Raw genomic sequence first — 18,074 nt, 5'->3', positions numbered from 1 at the left:
TAGGAACACTGCGGCTTTTTTTGAGTAATCTATTTTTATTTTTTGCAAGTGAGAAGCTTGGTGAACTTGGTCGAAACAACCGTAATGGAATCTCACGTCGTTTTTGTCCCGAGCGTCAGCGAGGCCTGCCCAAAGCAACTGCCAGAATGAAAAAACGCCAAAAAATGAACACACGGACAGAACAAAATCAATGTGCAGCATGCAGTCACCAGGCCTTTGAGACGATGTGTATTCGAAAACAAAAAATGTAACTGCTGTCTTAATTTCTTTGTATTATTCATTTAATTTAAGGGCAAGCCGGTTGCTTCGCAACTGTGGTGGACATGGGGTTGGGCTACGAAATCACAACCGGTAAGGATCAAAAAACCGAAAATAAAAAAAATCCATCTAAGGCAATATGTTTATATGTAATTCTTACATTTCTTACATGCATAAAGCTTACATTTCTTATATTTCTTACATATAATATTTCACAAAAACCTCTCACACGAGGTGAGCATAAAAATGACACTCTTAGACATTAAAAGTTTAAAAATAACCAGCAAGGGCCAGATCGCAATCCCCAGGGACCTGCGGGATGAGAAGTTTAAGGAAGGCAATAGGGTTGCTTTATTGGCTTATGAAGACAGGATAGAGATCCGGCCCATCTCTTACGTCAGCGAGAAATTGGGGACAGCCTTTGCCTCGGAAAAATCCCTTGCCAAAAATTGGGAAAGCCTGGAGGAAGACGAGGCATGGAAAGATTTGTGAAAGGCGACGTTGTGGTCTTACCATTCCCATTTTCAGACCTTAGCTCTTCGAAAAAACGGCCTGCACTTGTTATAGCGGACCTGCAGGGAGATGACCTAATCCTCTGCCAGATCACAACAGCTACCCGAAAAGACGGATATGCAGTCTTCCTTTCAAAAGATGACTTCAAAGAAGGCAGCCTGCCTGCTCCCAGGAGCCTGATCCGTACAAACAAAATCTTTACTGCCGACACATCCCTTATCCTTTACAAGCGTGGTTCCTTAAAGCCAGATAAGGTCAGGGAAGTTGAGGATAAGCTTACTGAAATATTTATAAAGTAGCTGATTCATCGGAATACTTCTTTTTTCCTTTCATCTCGTCTCTTCATTTTTCATAAAACAAAATGGTTTTCTTTACTTTCCAGGAATCCTCTTTATATCGTGGATTCAGAAGGCCCTATCATATGGGGGAAAATGAGCCATTCGTGCAAACTCCCGCTTCCTTCAAATACCCCTTTTCTGTAAAACAACCCATGCGCCCAGAACGAGAGCCCCACAGCCCAGAGCAATCGATCCGAGCACAGGAATCTTATCTGGCCAGTCCAACGAAATCAGCCACATGCCAGCGGCTCCCAGCGTGAAACATGTGAAAATCAAAAGAGAAGAAGACGCTCCCGCATCCCTATCGACCTGTTCCAGCAAAAGGTTGTTTCTCGGCAGCCGGCTTAGACCCAGATAAAACGTAATCATGAACATAAGCAGGGCAAAACTCCATGTGCAGTCAGGTGCAACCCCAAAGAAAGGACCTTTAGCAGGTGTGGCCCTCTTTACAGCCCTTACATCCCTGATTACCGGCAAAGCAAAAGCAGTTGACCCAAAAATAGCCATGACAGGGGAAATCACGTTGAGTGGTGCAGTAATGCCGGTTGGTGACATGAAGGAGAAAATCCTGGCAGCCCACAGGGCAGGCATAAAAAAGGTAATCCTGCCAAAAGAAAACGAGAGAGACCTTGAGGACGTGCCCGAAGACGTCAGAAACGAACTTAAATTCGTTCCTGTAGAGACCATTGAGGAAGTCTTGAAAGAGGCACTTGACATGGATCTTCCCAAGCCGGTAGTGTTGTCGTTTGAAGAAAATGGATTTTCGGCTACGCAGAATGTTTAAAGATTGAGTGGTACAGGATGGAAGGTGGATGGGGTTTCATGTATGCCAGAACCGTGAAATACCCCATTCATCCATCTTTATCTCCACCTCAACCTGAGTAAAAAAACTCCTAAAATCAAACTCAGGTCTTATCGTGGAGATATCTGTTTAAATACGCTGTAAGCATTTTCCAATGCCTCATTGATGTTTTGAATCCGCTTTCCGGAAGGAACAAATGATACATGGGTTCCGGTAGATTCAATTTTATATTTTTTTTGAATTTTTTGGGCAAGAGTATCAGTTAGAAAAGATGCGTCTCCATCCAGAGAAAAGTCATCGTTGTATGCATTTCTGGATAAAAGTGATTTTGGCTGTAATAAAAATACCGGAGCATTTTGCTTAAAAACTATACATGAGGACTTAAACGTGTTCCCGTGAGATGTCCCTTTTGCAGGCCCTAAATTGCCAATTGAAATATCTATGTCAAAAGTAATTGCTGGTACCCCACAGAATGTGCCTGCAAACACGTTGTAAATCTTCTGTCGGTTTCCAATTCTCGTTTCTTTAAGATGTAAAGATTCAACGAGGTTTTTTGTATCCGGCCTGAATCCGAGTACTTTAGCTTGATCTACTAAACTTTGTGAACGCTTTTTTTCCTGAGAATATGTTACAATAAGGGCCAGTCCAATAACAATAACCACAAAACTTGCAAATCCAATTGTAAAAATTAATCTAAAGTCCATTTTAATCAAAAGTTATTTAGTCCTGAATATATTAAACACTTATGCAATTTTTTTAAATCAACTTATTTTTTCACGGATGCCTTTATCTTAGCCTGTTGTTGAGGATTGATTACAAAAACGAAACCCCGGTAAAAATCAAAAAATCGAAAATGAAAAATCCAGCACATGATAGGAGAGTTACACAAAAAATGCCAGTCAGTAAACTAAAACATCCAGCTCGGAAACTTTCCCAATGCTGATAAAATCCCTATCCCTGGAAACAATCTTTTCCGCCCCACTCACTATAGCTATGCCTGCTATCAGGACATCCGTGCTGTTTACCGGAGTGCAAAGGCTCAACAGCCTGCCCATTATCTCGCTCGCTTCTTCCGCAGCTTTTCGGTCGAAGTCCAGGACTTCGATTTCGGAGAAGAACCTTCTGAAGAACTGCTCTTCTTTCCTGGCTTTTCTGTGTTTGACCCCTGAGAGGATTTCATAGTAACTTATGACAGTGGTTGCCACATCTTTGTCCATGAATTCCCGGGTTTTTTCTACACCCCTGAAAAAGTCGATAAGGGTGCTGGTGTCAAGTACGATCATATCCTGAGCCTCGAAAGTTCCCTTATTTTCCTGGAGTCCTCTTCCAGCCCCTCCAGAAGTTCTTCGTTTTTCAATGCCCCAAAATAAACCGACAGGTCCCCCTTTTCTTTCATCAGCAGGCGGTCAATAACGTCGCTGAAACTTTCCCCATCCCGTTTTGCATTTTTTAACAGGTCGTATGTGTCGTCCCGGATTGAGATCGTCTTTGTACTCATGTATCTGTGTATGCATACACAGCAGTATATTTTCTTCGCATGGGACGGTTTTCAGACCCTTTAAACCCTCTCCACCGCAAAGCTGAGTTCAAAAACCCAAAAAATAGATCTCAGATCTTGTTTTTTGGATCTTTTTTGCGGCATCAGGCTTACTTAAAGCCTGTTTTTCAAAAAAATTACAATCAATTTCTGAAGTTAACGTTACTCATTATCCAATTGTGAAAATTGTTTGAATTTTAAGACCGGATCTTAAGGTTATATAATCATCCTGTCGAAGATTTATAACTAAATGAAACATCAATTAGACTGATCAGTCGGTCCAGATTAACTGATCAATCCGAACGGGAAATATGGAGGTAAAATTATGAAAGTAATAGCAATAAACGGAAGTCCCAGAAAGAAATGGAATACAGCAACCCTGCTGGAAAAAGCTCTTGAAGGTGCAGCTTCGGAGGGTGCAGAAACAGAAATAATCCACCTCTATGACCTCAATTTTAAAGGCTGTACAAGTTGTTTTGCATGTAAATTGAAGGGTGGAAAAAGTTATGGGAAATGCGCAATGCAGGACGAGTTGACACCCGTGCTGGAGAAGCTGAAAGATGCCGATGCAATAATCCTGGGATCGCCCATCTATCTTGGGAACTCTACGGGGGAGATGAGGTCATTTATGGAACGCTATGTATTCCCATACCTCGTTTACTCCAATACCCTGCCCTCGCTCTATCCGAAAAATATCCCTGTTGGTTTTATCTACACAATGGGAGTAACGGAAGAATACTTCGATATGTTTGGGCTCAAGAAAACTATTGAAGTGAATGAATATATGGCGAAGAGAATCTTCGGATACTCCGAATCTCTGTGCTGCACCGATACCTACCAGTTCGATGATTATTCAAAGTATGTTGGTGACATGTTTGATCCCGAGGAAAAGGCAAAAAGGCGAGAAGAAGTGTTCCCTCAGGACTGTAAGAAAGCCTTTGAGATGGGGGCCAGGTTCGTAAAGCGACAAAAAACTGGAAAGACACAGAATTAAAAACAATAAATGATAGATATCACGAAAAGAACCATAAAGCCGTTTCCTCCTGTATTTCCTCCTGTAACTATTAAGCCAATCTTGAGCGTTAGCTCCATAACTCCACAAAAGAAACAAAAATACACTGTAGAAATATATTTTTTGGAAGGTATTCAATTCGGAATTCCCTTCATTACTGAGTACTTAATAGGAGCTTCAAAAGAAAGTTATATATATTATTAAATAGGAAATAGGATTCTGTATTCCTCTAATTTGGAGTAGTATATTGGAATAAGCGTTCGACAAAAAATACTGCAACAACGGAGTCTTGAAGTTGTACTTAAAATGAAAGTCAAGTTGGGCACGCAAAAAATTAAGGCTTTGCCATCTCTGGCAAAGCAAAGAACTTGATTCATTTTTTTTGTCAGGGAGGAACATAATGTTAACTGTTGAAACAAGTGGAATCCAAGGGATTACAAGCTTTACCACATATGATGGCGGCGAACTGAAGGAGTGTAAGCTTAAAGATTACAATTTGATTAGCACAAAATACGGCAATTTTGTTCCGCAGTACGGAAATCCCGGAGTTAGAACAAAGCAATTAAAAGTTTTGTCTTTCCATAAAAGCGGGCAAATTAAAAGCATTTCTTTAGAGCAGAAAACTGAAGTGAGCACATCAATAGGAATATTTCCGGCTGAACTGGTCACTTTTTTTGAAGACGGTTCCATCAATAGTTTGTTCCCTTTAAACGGGCAAATCAGCGGTTTCTGGTCAGAAGAAGAAGAAGGTGCACTGGCACAGAAATATGATTTTACCTTTCCGTTTGGTAACTTCAGTGCAAGGATAATCGGTTTGCGCTTTTATCCGGATGGAAAAGTCAGAAGCCTGATTCTGTGGCCTACCGAAAGAATCACAATTGATACCCCGACAGGAAAAATCCCCATCCGAACAGGATTTAAACTTTTTGAAGATGGCAGCATAGAATCCGTAGAACCAGCAGTCCCGGTCCCTGTTAAAACCCCTATTGGTTCGATAAATGCATACGATACGAATGCATTGGGTATCGATGCGGATAAAAACTCCCTGGGTTTTGACAGAAACGGCAGATTAACTTCTCTTGCTACCTTTGACATCATTATGGCCAGAAAAAGCAATGGTGAAAAGAAAGTTATTTTCCCAAAGCTAAAACCGGGCCTGATGGAGGAATATGAAAAAGTGCCGATAAAATTGCTCTTTGGCGATGATACTGTAACGATTGATGACGGCAGCAGAGCAGCCGACTACAGGATATCTGAATCTATGTTCAAAATCACAGGCGGTGACTATACGGAAGCAACACCCTGTGGCGATTGTTCCAAATGTAAGGGTTGTATGTAACCCGACTAATGTAAAGGTTGTATGTAACCCGACTAATGTAAGGGTTGTATGTAACCCAACTATAACTGCATGTACAACACATAATATCTGTAGAGTTATTGTGGAAAATCCGGGGCGCGGTTCTCAACTCTCCAATAAACTTCGCCGCGCAAACCGAAAACCACAGAGCTTCCTGGAATTTTATTATATCTCCAGCGTATGAAAGCCTGTTCTATTCTGAAATTTAGTCACGGCTGCCAGTAAAAAATTCAAGCAACCCTTCCGATGTCTTTCCTCTGAAAAACAACCCATGCGCTCAGAACGAGAGCTCCGCAGCCGAGAGCAATGGCTCCGAGCACAGGGATCTTATCCGCCCATTCAAGGGAGATAAACCACATGCCAACAGCCCCGAGAGTGAAATAACTGAAGATCAGCAGGGAAGAAGCCGAGCCTACATCGCGGTCAACCTGTTCGAGCACAAGGTTATTGCTCGGAGGACGGCTCAGACCCAGGGAAAATGTGATCAGGAACATCGGGAGCGCAAAACTCCATGGACCATGCTGTCCGGTAAGAAGAAGAAAAACCCCTCCCAGGAAAATTCCTGCAAATCCAACCGTTATCAGATACTTTGAACTTATGCTTCTTATCAACCGGAGGCAAGAGAAGGAACCAATCATCAGGGCCAGGGCGTTGAAGGCAAAGAAGTAGCTGTATTTCTGCTCAGTCATACCAAATCCGTTAATGTAGATATCAGAAGAGCCTGCAATGAAACTGTACAGAGGAAAAAGGCTTGCTGACATGACCAGAACCATGACTATGTAGGAAGGATTGAGCAGCAACCGGCTGTAGGTGTGCATTACCCGGGAAAGCGGAGTATCGGATACCTTGGAGAGCGTTTCCGGAAAGCGGAGAACCCCTATCAGCCCGAGTAATCCCATAACTGCCTGTATGAAAAAGATCCAGGGCCAGGAGAAATCTGTAAGGATCCAGCCACCAACAACCGGAGCAATCATCGGGGCAAGCGCCATTATAACCGCTATATAAGCCAGAATCCTTTCCCGCTCCGGTCCGGAGAAAATGTCTTTGGTCATGGCCATAGAGATGGAGGAACTGGCAGCGGCTCCTGCAGCCTGCAGTATACGAAAACCTATCAGCATGGGAGCACTGGACGCAAAGGCGCAGAGCAGGCTTGCCACTATGTACACCGCAAGCCCGAAAAGAAGGGGACGACGGCGGCCAAATCTGTCGGAAATCGGGCCGTAAAAGAGCAGGAAAAACCCGTAGGTCACAAAGAAACAGACAAGGATCAGGTTAATCACCGACAGAGAAACGTTCCAGGTTTCGGCCAGGGAGGGGATGGCCGGTAAGATCATGTCCGTGGAAAGAGGAGGAAAGGCAGTCAGAAGGGCCAGAAGCGGCACCGTTCCTTTTAGATTTCTTTTTAAATATTCATTGGAATTATCTGTTTTTAGTTGGAAAACCATAGCAAGGTCCTTTGTCTTTTTTGGTCAGTAAATGGTTATTGAGCAAGAAGATGGTTACACATGTAACTAATCAGGATGAGTACCGAAGGAATTAAGTTGTATATAAAATTGACGAAAGTAAAGATGAGAACCAATAAATTTGAAAACCCATTTGTTATTAAATCAAAAAAGCTTAAACCTGATAAACATGGAAAATCTGAGAAAATATGGAAACCTACCTTTTACTGCAGCCCTCATTCATGGGGGTCCCGGCACCCCCGGAGAAATGGCTCCCGTTGCCAGGGAACTCTCCATCATTAGGGGAGTCCTTGAACCTCTCCAGACGAAAGCAACCCTTGAAGGCCAGGTTCGGGAACTGAAAGCAGTGCTGGAAGAACACGCCGACCTGCCGGTCACATTAATCGGCTCTTCCTGGGGTGCAATGCTCAGCTTTATTTTCACAGCCAGACACCCCGAATTCGTAAAAAAACTCATACTTGTCGGAAGCGGCCCCTACGAAGAAAAGTATGCTGTAAACATAATGAAAACCCGGATTAGCCGGCTAAGCAAGGTAGAGATGGAAGAAACTTTTTCCCTGATGCTTGTGTTGAATGACCTCTCCACCGGTGACAAAAATGCATCCCTTGCAAGGTTCGGGCAGTTGATATCTCTTGCTGACTCATACGACCCTCTTCCCCACAATAATGAGTTACTTGAGTGCCGTTACGATATCAATAAAAATGTCTGGGAAGAAGCCAGCGAGTTTAGGAGCAGCGGTAAGCTCCTGGAACTCGGGAAGAATATCCTGTGCCCGGTAGTTGCAATTCACGGGGACTATGACCCCCACCCTTTTGAAGGAGTAAGGGATCCCCTGTTCGGGATTTTGAAGGACTTCAGGTTCATTTTGCTGGAAAAATGCGGGCATATGCCCTGGATTGAGAGAGAGGCAAAGGAAAAATTTTACAACTTATTAAAGAAAGAAATTTAAATAAAATTGCTTGTAGATTAGGTATACTTTTGTAGATTAGGTATACTTTTTACTCCGCGCATATTGGTAAGTTTTTAAAGGAAAAAGTGAGAAAGCTTGATCGAACAATCCCAGTTAATCTATTTCATTGCAGCCTCCGCAGCCCTTACATTTCTTCCGGGTCCCGACATTCTATTCGTGCTCACTCAGAGCATTTCACAGGGCAAAACGGCAGGAATTGCAACAGCAACAGGTTTGTGTACAGGCATACTTGTCCACACCAGTGCAGCTGCCTTCGGGATTTCCGCCCTTGTGTATAAATCTGCCCTTGCCTTTGAAATCGTAAAATATGCCGGGGCAGCTTACCTGCTTTACCTTGCCTGGCATGCCTTAAAAGAGAATGAACAGCTGGTGTCTTCTGCCCCTATCCGGGAAAATAATGCGTTTGCCCTTTACAGGCGCGGGATTTTCATGAATGTCCTGAATCCTAAAGTTGCCCTTTTCTTCCTTGCGTTCCTTCCCCAGTTTGTAAATACCGGAGCAGGCAGTGTCCCCATGCAAATGATTTTTTTGGGAATAGTGTTCCTGATACAGGCCTGGCTGATCTTTTCTGCAATCTCGGTCTTTGCCGGAACTATTGGCGATAAAATTACACAAAAGCCCGGAATCGGGAAGTACATCAAATGGGGAAAAGCAAGCATCTTTACTGCAATAGGGGTAAAACTTGCTCTGTCCCATAAGTAAGAAGAAAGGCTCCCGGTTTTATTTTGAAGTATTTATTTCTTCCTTCTTTTCTTTCTTTTCTTTCTTTTCCTTCTTCTTTTCCTTCTTCTATTTCTTCTTCGTTAAATCATTCATCCAGCCCTTTTCTTCCTACGATATAGTTTGCAACCCTGAGGGCGTCCCTTTCCCCAGTCTCTTTTTCGGGAGAATCGCTTAATTTCACTACCGGAATACCGTTAACACTGTGGAGTTTAATTACCATATTCAGAGGAGGGCTTTCCCGGAAGAACTCATAATTGTTGGTAAGGCTTGTGCCGATTCCGAAACTGCAGTTGATTTTGTCCTGGCAATACTTTTTGAGCCGAATTGCGGCTTCGGCGTCGAGGGCGTCACTGAAAACGATTACCTTTTTCATGGGGTCAATGCCCATTTTCCTGTAATGCTCTATTACCCTATCCACAAAGATGAGGGGGTCTCCACTGTCGTGCCTGAAACCATCGTAGATTTTAGACAGCTTCAGGTCCATATCCTTAAAAAAAGCCTCAGAGCCGAAGGTATCCGTAAGGGCAATTCCAAGGTCCCCTTTGTAGACCTCCACCCAGTTTTCAAAAGCGAAGCGGTTAGCGTACCTGAGCCCTACAAGCGCAGAAGTGCCCATGATCCATTCGTGACCTACCGTACCTATAGGTTTTAAACCATATTTTTTTGCAAAATAGACATTGCTTGTCCCTGTAAGGGTTTTTATCTGCAGGAGGGTTTTCATTACATGGTCGTGGAGTTCAAAGCTTCTCCGTCGTCGAGTCCCGAATTCAGCAAAAAGACAGCCGTTTTCCTCAAGATCCTTTCCGAGTTCCAGGATTTTGTCTCCATAAGCTGCAAGTACGGATTCGGCTGTATCCGGGTCTTTCGTGCTCCTGTTCCATTCCTTCTCTATAGTTGTGAAATAGAGCTCTGAAACCGCAGCCATAATGACAATTTCCCACAGAATCGTGCTGTGCCAGGGCCCTTTTATCCGAATATCCAGTTCTTTTTCTCCGGTGAGGCAGACTTTTACTTCCTCGGGTCTGAAACGAAAATTCTTGAGGTATTCAAGATACATGGGTTTCAGAAAAGAGCAGTGTTCACCAAGCCAGTGATACTCGTCTTCTGTCAGCCTTAATCCGGTTATTTCTTCGTCTATGACCCTTCTCAGTTCGTCTACAAACTCTTCGGAAAAGCGCTGAGATCCCCGGTTGGTAAAACGGTATTCTGCTTCTGCTTTGGGAAATAATTCCAGTACAGCCATTTGCATGGTAAACTTGTAAAGATCGTTATCAAGTATGGATTTTATCACGGAAGGCCTTCCTTTAACGTTTTAGGTTGCTTCTGGCGCAACATCCGTAACTTCTTATTAATATTGTGGCTTTTTGCTTCACATATATCCCTAGTGTGACAGAATCATATATTTTGTAATGTATAAATGGGCTTCATGCTTCGGTTTTCTTTATACAATTCAAATTTATATTTTGTGTTTATTGATATTTGACATTTTTCATTTTACCTAAAGGTAATGTGTCGTTACAACATGTTTTTTGTAATAAAATACTGTATTAATTAGCAGAATATGTCAAATTAGGGATATATAGCCGGTTATGTTTTTAAAATTTCTGATATATCTACATAAAAGCAAGTTTTCTTCAGTCGAATACCTTGCAGCTTGCTGCAAGGATGGGAACCTCATGAGAGCTAAATATGAAAATAGATCTCTTATTACGTTTACCTGCTGAATTTAGGTTATAAATCAAATAAGTAGAGAGATTAAAGGGTCATATAACTATATCCTCATTTGTCATCGGTTAACGATTTTTATGCACAACTTCGAATACCACATATCGCTATTTTCCTATATAATTCTTAGATATTAGTATAAAAATAACACTTTATGGGCGCTTCGTATCCTGACCGAATACAAATGAATATATCTTAGGTTTATAAAGAAACAATTGTCGCATTAAATCAGGTATTTCAGAGTTAATTTGAGATCATTAGAATAAAACTAAATTTTCAGCTAAACTTATTTAACTTTTCAGTTCTCCATATTTCGAAAATGTGTATTTTCTCATTGTATACATTCAGAACTATACCAAATTTATTACCTAACGATGTTGTTTCTGAATATATTAATTTTTCAATACAATTTGCATATACATTTAAAAATAGTTTAAAGTCTAACTCAGTTGGTTTTAAAGGAATTGATGAATTAATATCATCAATGAGAATTTCTCCTAAGTTTTCAACTAATTCTTTTATCCTACTTTGCCTCACCTCTAAATATTGTTTGTAATCTATGTGAAATCTTTGATATAATTTCATTCTTGCTAGTCTAAATATTTGAGATGGTTTATCGAACCTGTCATTCCATGGAATAATCACACTATTATGAACTGTTTTCCCCCGTGTAATCTCACCAACATCAAATCCAGGTCCAACATGTTCAAATATGATACAATCCCCAACATTAAAAATAACAACTATTGCTCCAGATGTCTTGTATCTTGGAATATATTTCTCAGTTAACTCTATGGAGGGATGTCTAAAACCCAAAAGTATCCCTGATTTATGGATTTTTTTCGTTTCAAGTAAAAACGAGTTTATTTTTTCTGGTGGTAAATCTCTACCTCTTGGTAAATAATTCCCTTCGCCTATTAGAGCATCTGGTCTACACATCACTATTTCATAATTATGATCATTCAAAATAGTTTCAATATTTGAAATAGGATTAATGAGCAAGAACCCCTCTTTAGAAACTGGTAATTTGTAGAACAATGCTGATAATAGACCATTTACTTTCCGATGAGATTTAAAAGGTGATAATAATGTTAGAGATTCTGCATCTTCGGTATTAAAAAAAATAATTTCATCCATATAGTCACCATTTTAAATAATGAGGGGTCTTATGTATAAGTATACATTCTCCCAAAATTTATCTAGATTTTCCATATACTTTAATACGTTTGCATTACTTTATCGTTCTTGACGTTTGTGGGTCGTTCTCCAACAATACTCTATTGAGTTCCTATGGAGCAATTGGATGAGAATCTAGTGTTGCAATTCCAAAGTATGCTCATAAAACCTTGGTTTTTGGTTTGTCTATTGATTAACGAATTTTCTACTAAGTAAGGGATTTAGTTTGGAATCGCTGCACTAGTGTCATGACAATTTAATTACTGGGCGTTAATACTTAGACAATACCTCATCCATGGTCCCTTTCTTAATTATGAAGACTCAGAACTAAATTTCCTAGCCACTAGTGTTTGCAGCCATATTTTTATTGTTTGATAAAACTCTTCTGCTTTTTTGATTTTTGCCAGTTTGGTCTAGAATGAAATTTTTGCACCTACATTTTTTCAGTAAGCTTTATCCAATAACTCATCCCAAAAGCCATTTTATTACTTCGGGAGTGCAAAGGGTCACGAATACCCTGTCCTTTACAAGCTGTCCGATAATTACTCTAAGTATTATTAAATTTCCTCCTTTTTCTATTTAGAGGCTTTATACACCTTATTTATTACATGTTTTTGCCCTTAAATTGAATTGTCGGACAGCCTGTTTAGGTTGGGGTGGCCACACGCAGTTTGATTTTTAGTCATTAAAAGTTTTAATGATTACTTTCATGATCTGGAACACCACTATTATTCGGAATAAATATTCAAATGAGCAAAATTTGAGTTTTAGGATAAGCTCTAACAGTAAACCGTTTGAGCTATAAACTAAAAAATCTTCTGCGACTTTAGCTGGGCTCAAACTATTTTTGACCAATAATAAAGCTTAAGTCTCATCTGTTTTTATCATAGGTGTTAATAATTGCTTTAGCAATATTATCCATAGTAACCTATTCAAGCTCATAACTGAATTAATATACTTGTCTCAAGTATAATCATGTTACTTGATATCCATGGGTGACTATATTTGACAAAAGATTTAACTTAGGCTTAATTCAATTAATGTCCACGTCTACCAACCAACCAGTGAGTTTTTTTAAATCGACGGCATATACAGTTCCATCTCGCTTAATTAATATTATACTACCTATTGAAGCTAAAATAATGCCTTCAATGATATTTGTCTCATTCTGAATTGTGTAATCGAGATCTATTATTTTATTATTCTCGGTCTCTTCAAAGAATTGTAATGTCAATTGAGTTGTTTTTGATTTGAGTAAAGGAGCTGCTTTATCGAATATAATTCCAAAGTTATTAAATTCAGGATCGATTAAGAAATTCTTAAATCTGGGACTGATATTGGGTTTAATGTCATCTAGTTTGCTAATTAGTATATCTTTAATCTCTTCACTAGACTTATCAATAATAATATGTTTAATTTTATATTTATTACTTACCTTATCACTTATTCCTAAATTTGCTACACTTGTTTCTATAGCTCTCACTGTTCTGCCGTCAGCAATTGCGATGAAAATTGAGTATAAAGCGCCCTGCTCTAAAAGTCTTTCGAACCTTCGCTCATAAACGGCTGTGCCGACTTTAAGTCTATCACCGGGAAAATAAGCCAAGTAAACAACATGTTTTTTCTTACAAAACTCAATTGCATTCTTACTTTGTGATGAACATTTATCACCTTTACAAAATAGGCATAAATTAAATCCTGTTAGTTCATTACATTCTTTACATACAATGTAATTACTTTCTGTTAAATCAGTCTTTTTTTCACAAGGAAATTCCTGCATCTTTTCTAAATTGAAGTGTCCCTTACAATATTTTTTAGTCATCTTTTTTATTATCATTTTTTCTTTAGCTGGGATAAATTCAAATGTATTTTTTTTGTAATCAAAAAATTCTAAATATGCATCTGCGTTGTCATCCCATTTCACTTTTATAAATTGTTTGATTGTCATGTTATAGTACCCAGCGATACTTTCTATTCATTAAAATGCATATTTTTCAGACATTTCTATTGTTTTCATTATATTTTCTCTTCCGAGATTTGTTTTCCAATCCCATAGTTCTTCTAATCCTAACTGAATTAATGTTTCACGCCGGAAATATTGGGACTTCGCGTTAGAAGCATCACATATGTACATAATGTTGTCATGATGTGTATATAATAGGTAAGGATTTCCATTTTTTACTTGTTCGTGAATTGCCGAAAAATCAATTATTTTTATGGGATTAAAGTCCCTGAATAAACTAGGAGCCAAGTCAACATATTTTGGAACAGGGACTATATGCAAATGAGCATGATCTGAAGTGCTCCCTCCTCTGTTCTTGAAATTAGCCGAACCGTGTTCAAAGTATATTACATATTTGCTGTAATATTTTTTAATCCAATCTTCAACTAGAATACGCAAACAAGTTAGTTCTTCATCTAGTTTACTAGATAATTTTCCAAAAGAAGGTACATGTTCTTTGGGTATTATTTCGAGATAACCTGGAACAAAAGAGCCGGCAGGAGGTATTACTAAAAAATGTTCTGTTTCTTTTAGAATATATCTATAATTTATTTGTTTCCCAAACATTTCGCAATATAAGTTATACTGCTCCTGCTTTTTTATCTCTGCACAAAACGTGCAAATTTTTCTAAGATCATCTTCAGATTCTATTGTATTCATATTATCCATTCCCATTTAGCCAAAATATCCCAAATAAGCTTCGTTATCCAAAGAATTCCTTCCAAACCCTTGAAAAAGAGACCTAAAATTGAATTTCGTATAAACTTCTTGTAGTATTTCTCCCATTTTTTCCATAGACTCTACGGAAACACGAGGATAATTTCCTAAACCTGATTTTGGGTCTGGATGAAAAACATTAATCACGGGATTTATTCCTTTTTGTGCCATAAAGTAAAGTCCATTTTCAAGAGATTGCATCGGTTCCAAACCCCCCAAAAACACTGTATAAACATTACCTTTTCCCAATATATCTACTGCTTTTTCTAAGCCTTTTATTATTTTGTTTCTTCCATAAAATTTATGTTTCCCTGGAGCTATATCTTCAAAGATTTCTGGAGAATACACTTCTATGTTCATTGAAACTTGGACATCCAAGTCGCTTAATTCATCTAACAGACTGAGATCATCGGGTGGCATACCAATTAAATGGATCTCTATATTGTCCTTTAATTCAAGCCCACTCATTTTTTCACGAATCAATTTTACAGTGTTGACTTGTTTTAGAAAGCCATAATCATTGCTTGGATAGTTACCCCCATTTAACATAATCTGTCCGATCAAATTCGAATCTTTTGTAAGTGCAACTTCAACGAGTTCAGCCGCTAGTTCCGGAGTAATATCTTTAACATGGTCACCTAGCTTGTTACGAGTCGGCTCTAAGGAACAAAACTTGCAAGGCAAACCTTGCTTAAAATTATAACATGATCCGGGTGAGAATATCCCAAGTGCTCCTCCCCCATAAAGTGTGCCCACAGATCTGCAATAAGTACCATTTTTTAGTTTTTCATCATAGAATTTTGGGCGCAAAGGAAATGTGACGTCTATAATAAAACTATCATTATAATTCAAACTGTATTTATCCCCTGAAGATGTAAGCACCCATTTAGAATCTTTCCTATAATGGACTGCTACTACGATGTCTTTTAGCTTTATTTCTTGGGGAATTTTACAAGCAAATACTTCCTCGTCACCATTTCCATAAGCCCATCTCTTTTCAATGTATACAGAATTATTGTAATTTTTTAAAAAATTTGAATCGAAACTAATGCCATTAGCTAAAAGTTGTAATTTTATCATTGTTAATTCTTTGTTAGTTATTCTCTCGGACATATTTTCTGCCTCTTCAACCACTTCATAGGCTCATTTTGATAATTAAAAAAGCTGTTTTCATCCATTTATTAGCTTCCAAATTCCCATGTTATTTTTCCAAGTATGCAAAATTGTGTAAAGATCGTTGTTTGAATTATCTGAGACCATCCCAATTTCTAATAAGTGAAACATTTCATCGTTCTGCTTTTTAATTAAATCCTCAAATATGTCCATGCATTTAAGAATCAAAGTCAATCTATTAAGGGACTTATCATGTTTATATTTTAGTCTTATGTTTCTAATGTTATTTATTATGTGAGGATTCTCAAGTGGGACAATTATTGATTCATTCTCATTTTCATCAAAGATATAAATTAGGGCTCTTAGAAGGAATAAACTTATCTTTCTATAAGTTATCATCCAATTCATTAATATTTTTTTTTCACTAGGTGGAGCAACTTTGTGCAAACTTTTGATGCAGTATGCAACTGCAAAATTTCTGTCAATCCATTTCTGTGCAGATACGCTTATATCTTGAATAAATTCATCTAAATATTTGGTTTTGTATCTACACATATTTATATCAGGAACGTCGTTTGAAATTAACATTTTCCTTTTATTTTGTTCAACTTCTCTAATCATTTCCACATAAGGACTGTTTATTAAAACTTCAAGACTGGCTAACATATAAGAAACGCCAGCGTAAATAGGTATACCTGTTTTGTTTGCTTCTACAAAACGTTCATCTTGCAACAAATGAAACAGTTTTTTATAGCCATATTTTTCTACATCAATTTTATTTATGAAGGCATCAGTCCTGCTTAAAAACTCAATATTTTCCTTAAGATCATTAAAACCTTGCATTAGAGGGTCAAAGGTGATAAACCCAAATCTAGGAGATATCCCAAGGGCAGTTAGAATACGAATTGCAATTACTGAGTCACTTTTCTTGATTCCTTTATTGTACCTTTTCAATTGATTATCTGAGCCAGATTCTATTCCGACAAATAGTTTTTCGAGACCCGATTTCTTGCAAAAGTGCCACATTTCCACTCTTTTGATGTGCCATTCATCATCTTTATTAGGATTATATATCTGGTCTACTCGTGTAGAAGCATCATATTTCAGATGGCGTTTACAATTTATGAAAATATTACATATGTTTTGAATTCTTTCAGTTTCTTCATCACTTGTACCTCCAATGAATTCTTCATCAGCGAGAAAGATATGTTTTTCTAAATTGAATTCCTCACACACTTTATGAATAAGATAAAACAACCTTGAAACTTCTTCTGGATTATATGTTTTCCATAGAGAAGACTTATGCTCACGGGGACAGATTGAACAAGAATTCCATTGACACCCTCTACTTAGTTCTAGAGTCAAAGCTCCACGGAGGTCTGAAATACTTTTTATCGTATCCAAAGCTGGTAATGGAATATCCGACATAGAAACTGAGGAGTTTTCCGTTCTTTTCATTATATTTATTTCATTCAAATAAACAAGACCGGGGACTTCTGATAATTTGCATTTTCCTTTAATATAGTCAATTAACTTAAGAAGAGTAATCTCTCCTTCCCCATGAGATATCAATATATTAGGATACAAGTCCAAGAATTCTTGAGGATAGGAAGCTGGAATAATATTTCCTATAACTATTAATGGTTTTTTATTTGAGCATTTATTTTTATACACCTTTTCCAATATAGATATTGCTAAATCCTTTTGTCCAAAGGAGATTGATATCGATATCATATCTGGAGAAAAAAGTTCAACGCATTTTTCAACGTCACTTAGGGTAAAATTCATTTGCATATCGATTATGCGTACCTCGGCCTTTTGATATTTTCGGAGGTAACCTGCTAGAACTCCAATACTCAAACATAATCGTGGGATTGGAAAGTTTTCATTAACACAAGGATTTACGAATAATACTTTTGGCATCTTTAGCCTATTCAGAATCTCATTATCAAGGGAAAATATATATGAATTTATATTTAATGGAATTTTCTCTTTATCATAAATTTCATTCAGTAAGACGTTGTTTTCAATTGGGGAAAAAGGAGAAAAAACAAACACATTATTTTTGTCCAATATATATAGTGAAATGTTTTCAGTCTCTCCAGAAACAATCACTTTTAAGGAATTATTCTTTGTATGTTTCTCGATATCATTTACAATTAGATCGACCATTTCTTCCGGACTTAACCAAAACTTGGAAAGTATGTTTCTGAACCTGTCCATTTGGTTACTTTCCTCCAATTTATCTAAAACTGTATTTTGGTTATTCAATCGTCGAAACAAACATCCTCCCTCTTACTGTTGGATTTTTACTCCAATTTTAAAGATGTATATGCCATCATATATAAATGAACTCTGTTTTTATTTG

The 18,074-nt window shown here is 38.2% G+C and carries 19 protein-coding genes; 8 read left to right on the top strand and 11 right to left on the bottom strand.

Annotated features, from left to right (window positions below; genetic code table 11):
• Nucleotides 1–504: 504 nt before the first annotated feature.
• A complete protein-coding gene (locus PHF18_RS10705) occupies nucleotides 505–750 on the top strand; it encodes an AbrB/MazE/SpoVT family DNA-binding domain-containing protein (RefSeq protein ID WP_300102375.1) in 246 nt (81 codons plus the stop codon).
• Nucleotides 735–1,070, top strand: coding sequence for a type II toxin-antitoxin system PemK/MazF family toxin (locus PHF18_RS10700; protein WP_300102372.1), 336 nt, complete (start codon nucleotides 735–737; stop codon nucleotides 1,068–1,070). Before PHF18_RS10705 ends, PHF18_RS10700 begins: the two co-directional genes overlap by 16 nt.
• A gap of 162 nt (nucleotides 1,071–1,232) precedes the next feature.
• Here PHF18_RS10700 and PHF18_RS10695 read toward each other — a convergent pair whose 3' ends face one another.
• Entirely contained in the window at nucleotides 1,233–1,484 is a 252-nt protein-coding gene (locus PHF18_RS10695; protein ID WP_300102369.1) for a DUF6116 family protein, read from the bottom strand.
• Between PHF18_RS10695 and PHF18_RS10690 the strand changes: the two genes are divergently transcribed.
• A complete protein-coding gene (locus PHF18_RS10690) occupies nucleotides 1,477–1,893 on the top strand; it encodes a S16 family serine protease (protein ID WP_300102366.1) in 417 nt (138 codons plus the stop codon). The genes PHF18_RS10695 and PHF18_RS10690 overlap by 8 nt on opposite strands.
• A 128-nt stretch (nucleotides 1,894–2,021) precedes the next feature.
• On the opposite strand, the gene PHF18_RS10685 is transcribed toward PHF18_RS10690, so the two are convergent.
• The 3 genes from PHF18_RS10685 to PHF18_RS10675 form a co-directional block, all read right to left on the bottom strand.
• Nucleotides 2,022–2,624, bottom strand: coding sequence for a hypothetical protein (locus PHF18_RS10685; RefSeq protein ID WP_300102363.1), 603 nt, complete (start codon nucleotides 2,622–2,624; stop codon nucleotides 2,022–2,024).
• Between the two features lie 186 nt (nucleotides 2,625–2,810).
• The gene (locus PHF18_RS10680) at nucleotides 2,811–3,194 is read right to left on the bottom strand and encodes a type II toxin-antitoxin system VapC family toxin (protein ID WP_300102361.1); all 384 of its coding nucleotides are present in this window, start codon (nucleotides 3,192–3,194) and stop codon (nucleotides 2,811–2,813) included.
• On the bottom strand, nucleotides 3,191–3,409 hold the full coding sequence (locus PHF18_RS10675; protein ID WP_300102358.1) for an antitoxin VapB family protein: 219 nt from the start codon (nucleotides 3,407–3,409) through the stop codon (nucleotides 3,191–3,193). Before PHF18_RS10675 ends, PHF18_RS10680 begins: the two co-directional genes overlap by 4 nt.
• A gap of 364 nt (nucleotides 3,410–3,773) precedes the next feature.
• Here PHF18_RS10675 and PHF18_RS10670 point away from each other — a divergent pair, with 364 nt between their 5' ends.
• From PHF18_RS10670 to PHF18_RS10660, 3 genes are all read left to right on the top strand, one after another.
• A complete protein-coding gene (locus PHF18_RS10670; protein WP_300102355.1) occupies nucleotides 3,774–4,442 on the top strand; it encodes a flavodoxin family protein in 669 nt (222 codons plus the stop codon).
• A 9-nt stretch (nucleotides 4,443–4,451) separates the two neighbouring features.
• Complete coding sequence (locus PHF18_RS10665; RefSeq protein ID WP_300102353.1) at nucleotides 4,452–4,664, top strand: hypothetical protein; 213 nt, start codon at nucleotides 4,452–4,454, stop codon at nucleotides 4,662–4,664.
• 196 nt (nucleotides 4,665–4,860) lie between these two features.
• Nucleotides 4,861–5,799 carry a hypothetical protein gene (locus PHF18_RS10660; protein ID WP_300102350.1) on the top strand — a complete coding sequence of 313 codons (939 nt, stop codon included), beginning with the start codon at nucleotides 4,861–4,863 and terminating at the stop codon, nucleotides 5,797–5,799.
• 248 nt (nucleotides 5,800–6,047) lie between these two features.
• Here PHF18_RS10660 and PHF18_RS10655 read toward each other — a convergent pair whose 3' ends face one another.
• A complete protein-coding gene (locus tag PHF18_RS10655; RefSeq protein ID WP_300102347.1) occupies nucleotides 6,048–7,262 on the bottom strand; it encodes a multidrug effflux MFS transporter in 1,215 nt (404 codons plus the stop codon).
• A gap of 187 nt (nucleotides 7,263–7,449) precedes the next feature.
• On the opposite strand from PHF18_RS10655, the gene PHF18_RS10650 reads away from it, so the two are divergent.
• Both PHF18_RS10650 and PHF18_RS10645 read left to right on the top strand, forming a co-directional pair.
• Nucleotides 7,450–8,229: an alpha/beta hydrolase gene (locus tag PHF18_RS10650; RefSeq protein ID WP_300102344.1), complete on the top strand. Its 780-nt coding sequence runs from the start codon at nucleotides 7,450–7,452 to the stop codon at nucleotides 8,227–8,229.
• 96 nt (nucleotides 8,230–8,325) lie between these two features.
• Nucleotides 8,326–8,952 carry a LysE family translocator gene (locus PHF18_RS10645; RefSeq protein ID WP_300102341.1) on the top strand — a complete coding sequence of 209 codons (627 nt, stop codon included), beginning with the start codon at nucleotides 8,326–8,328 and terminating at the stop codon, nucleotides 8,950–8,952.
• Between the two features lie 106 nt (nucleotides 8,953–9,058).
• Here PHF18_RS10645 and pncB read toward each other — a convergent pair whose 3' ends face one another.
• From pncB to PHF18_RS10615, 6 genes are all read right to left on the bottom strand, one after another.
• Complete coding sequence (gene pncB / locus PHF18_RS10640; protein WP_300102338.1) at nucleotides 9,059–10,264, bottom strand: nicotinate phosphoribosyltransferase; 1,206 nt, start codon at nucleotides 10,262–10,264, stop codon at nucleotides 9,059–9,061.
• A gap of 710 nt (nucleotides 10,265–10,974) precedes the next feature.
• Entirely contained in the window at nucleotides 10,975–11,835 is an 861-nt protein-coding gene (locus PHF18_RS10635) for a hypothetical protein (protein ID WP_300102335.1), read from the bottom strand.
• Nucleotides 11,836–12,907: 1,072 nt separating this feature from the next.
• On the bottom strand, nucleotides 12,908–13,822 hold the full coding sequence (locus PHF18_RS10630; RefSeq protein ID WP_300102332.1) for a DUF2797 domain-containing protein: 915 nt from the start codon (nucleotides 13,820–13,822) through the stop codon (nucleotides 12,908–12,910).
• Nucleotides 13,823–13,852: 30 nt separating this feature from the next.
• Nucleotides 13,853–14,551, bottom strand: a complete 699-nt coding sequence (locus PHF18_RS10625) for a hypothetical protein (protein ID WP_300102329.1) — start codon at nucleotides 14,549–14,551, stop codon at nucleotides 13,853–13,855.
• On the bottom strand, nucleotides 14,552–15,727 hold the full coding sequence (locus tag PHF18_RS10620; protein ID WP_300102326.1) for a radical SAM protein: 1,176 nt from the start codon (nucleotides 15,725–15,727) through the stop codon (nucleotides 14,552–14,554).
• Between the two features lie 36 nt (nucleotides 15,728–15,763).
• Nucleotides 15,764–17,929 carry a cobalamin-dependent protein gene (locus PHF18_RS10615; protein ID WP_300102323.1) on the bottom strand — a complete coding sequence of 722 codons (2,166 nt, stop codon included), beginning with the start codon at nucleotides 17,927–17,929 and terminating at the stop codon, nucleotides 15,764–15,766.
• Nucleotides 17,930–18,074: the final 145 nt, after the last annotated feature.

Origin of the sequence: Methanosarcina sp., from assembly GCF_028693135.1 — an archaeon.
Classification (GTDB): Archaea; Halobacteriota; Methanosarcinia; order Methanosarcinales; family Methanosarcinaceae; genus Methanosarcina.
Note: the sequence above shows the minus strand (reverse complement) of the source record. Positions and strands in the feature narration are given on the sequence as shown.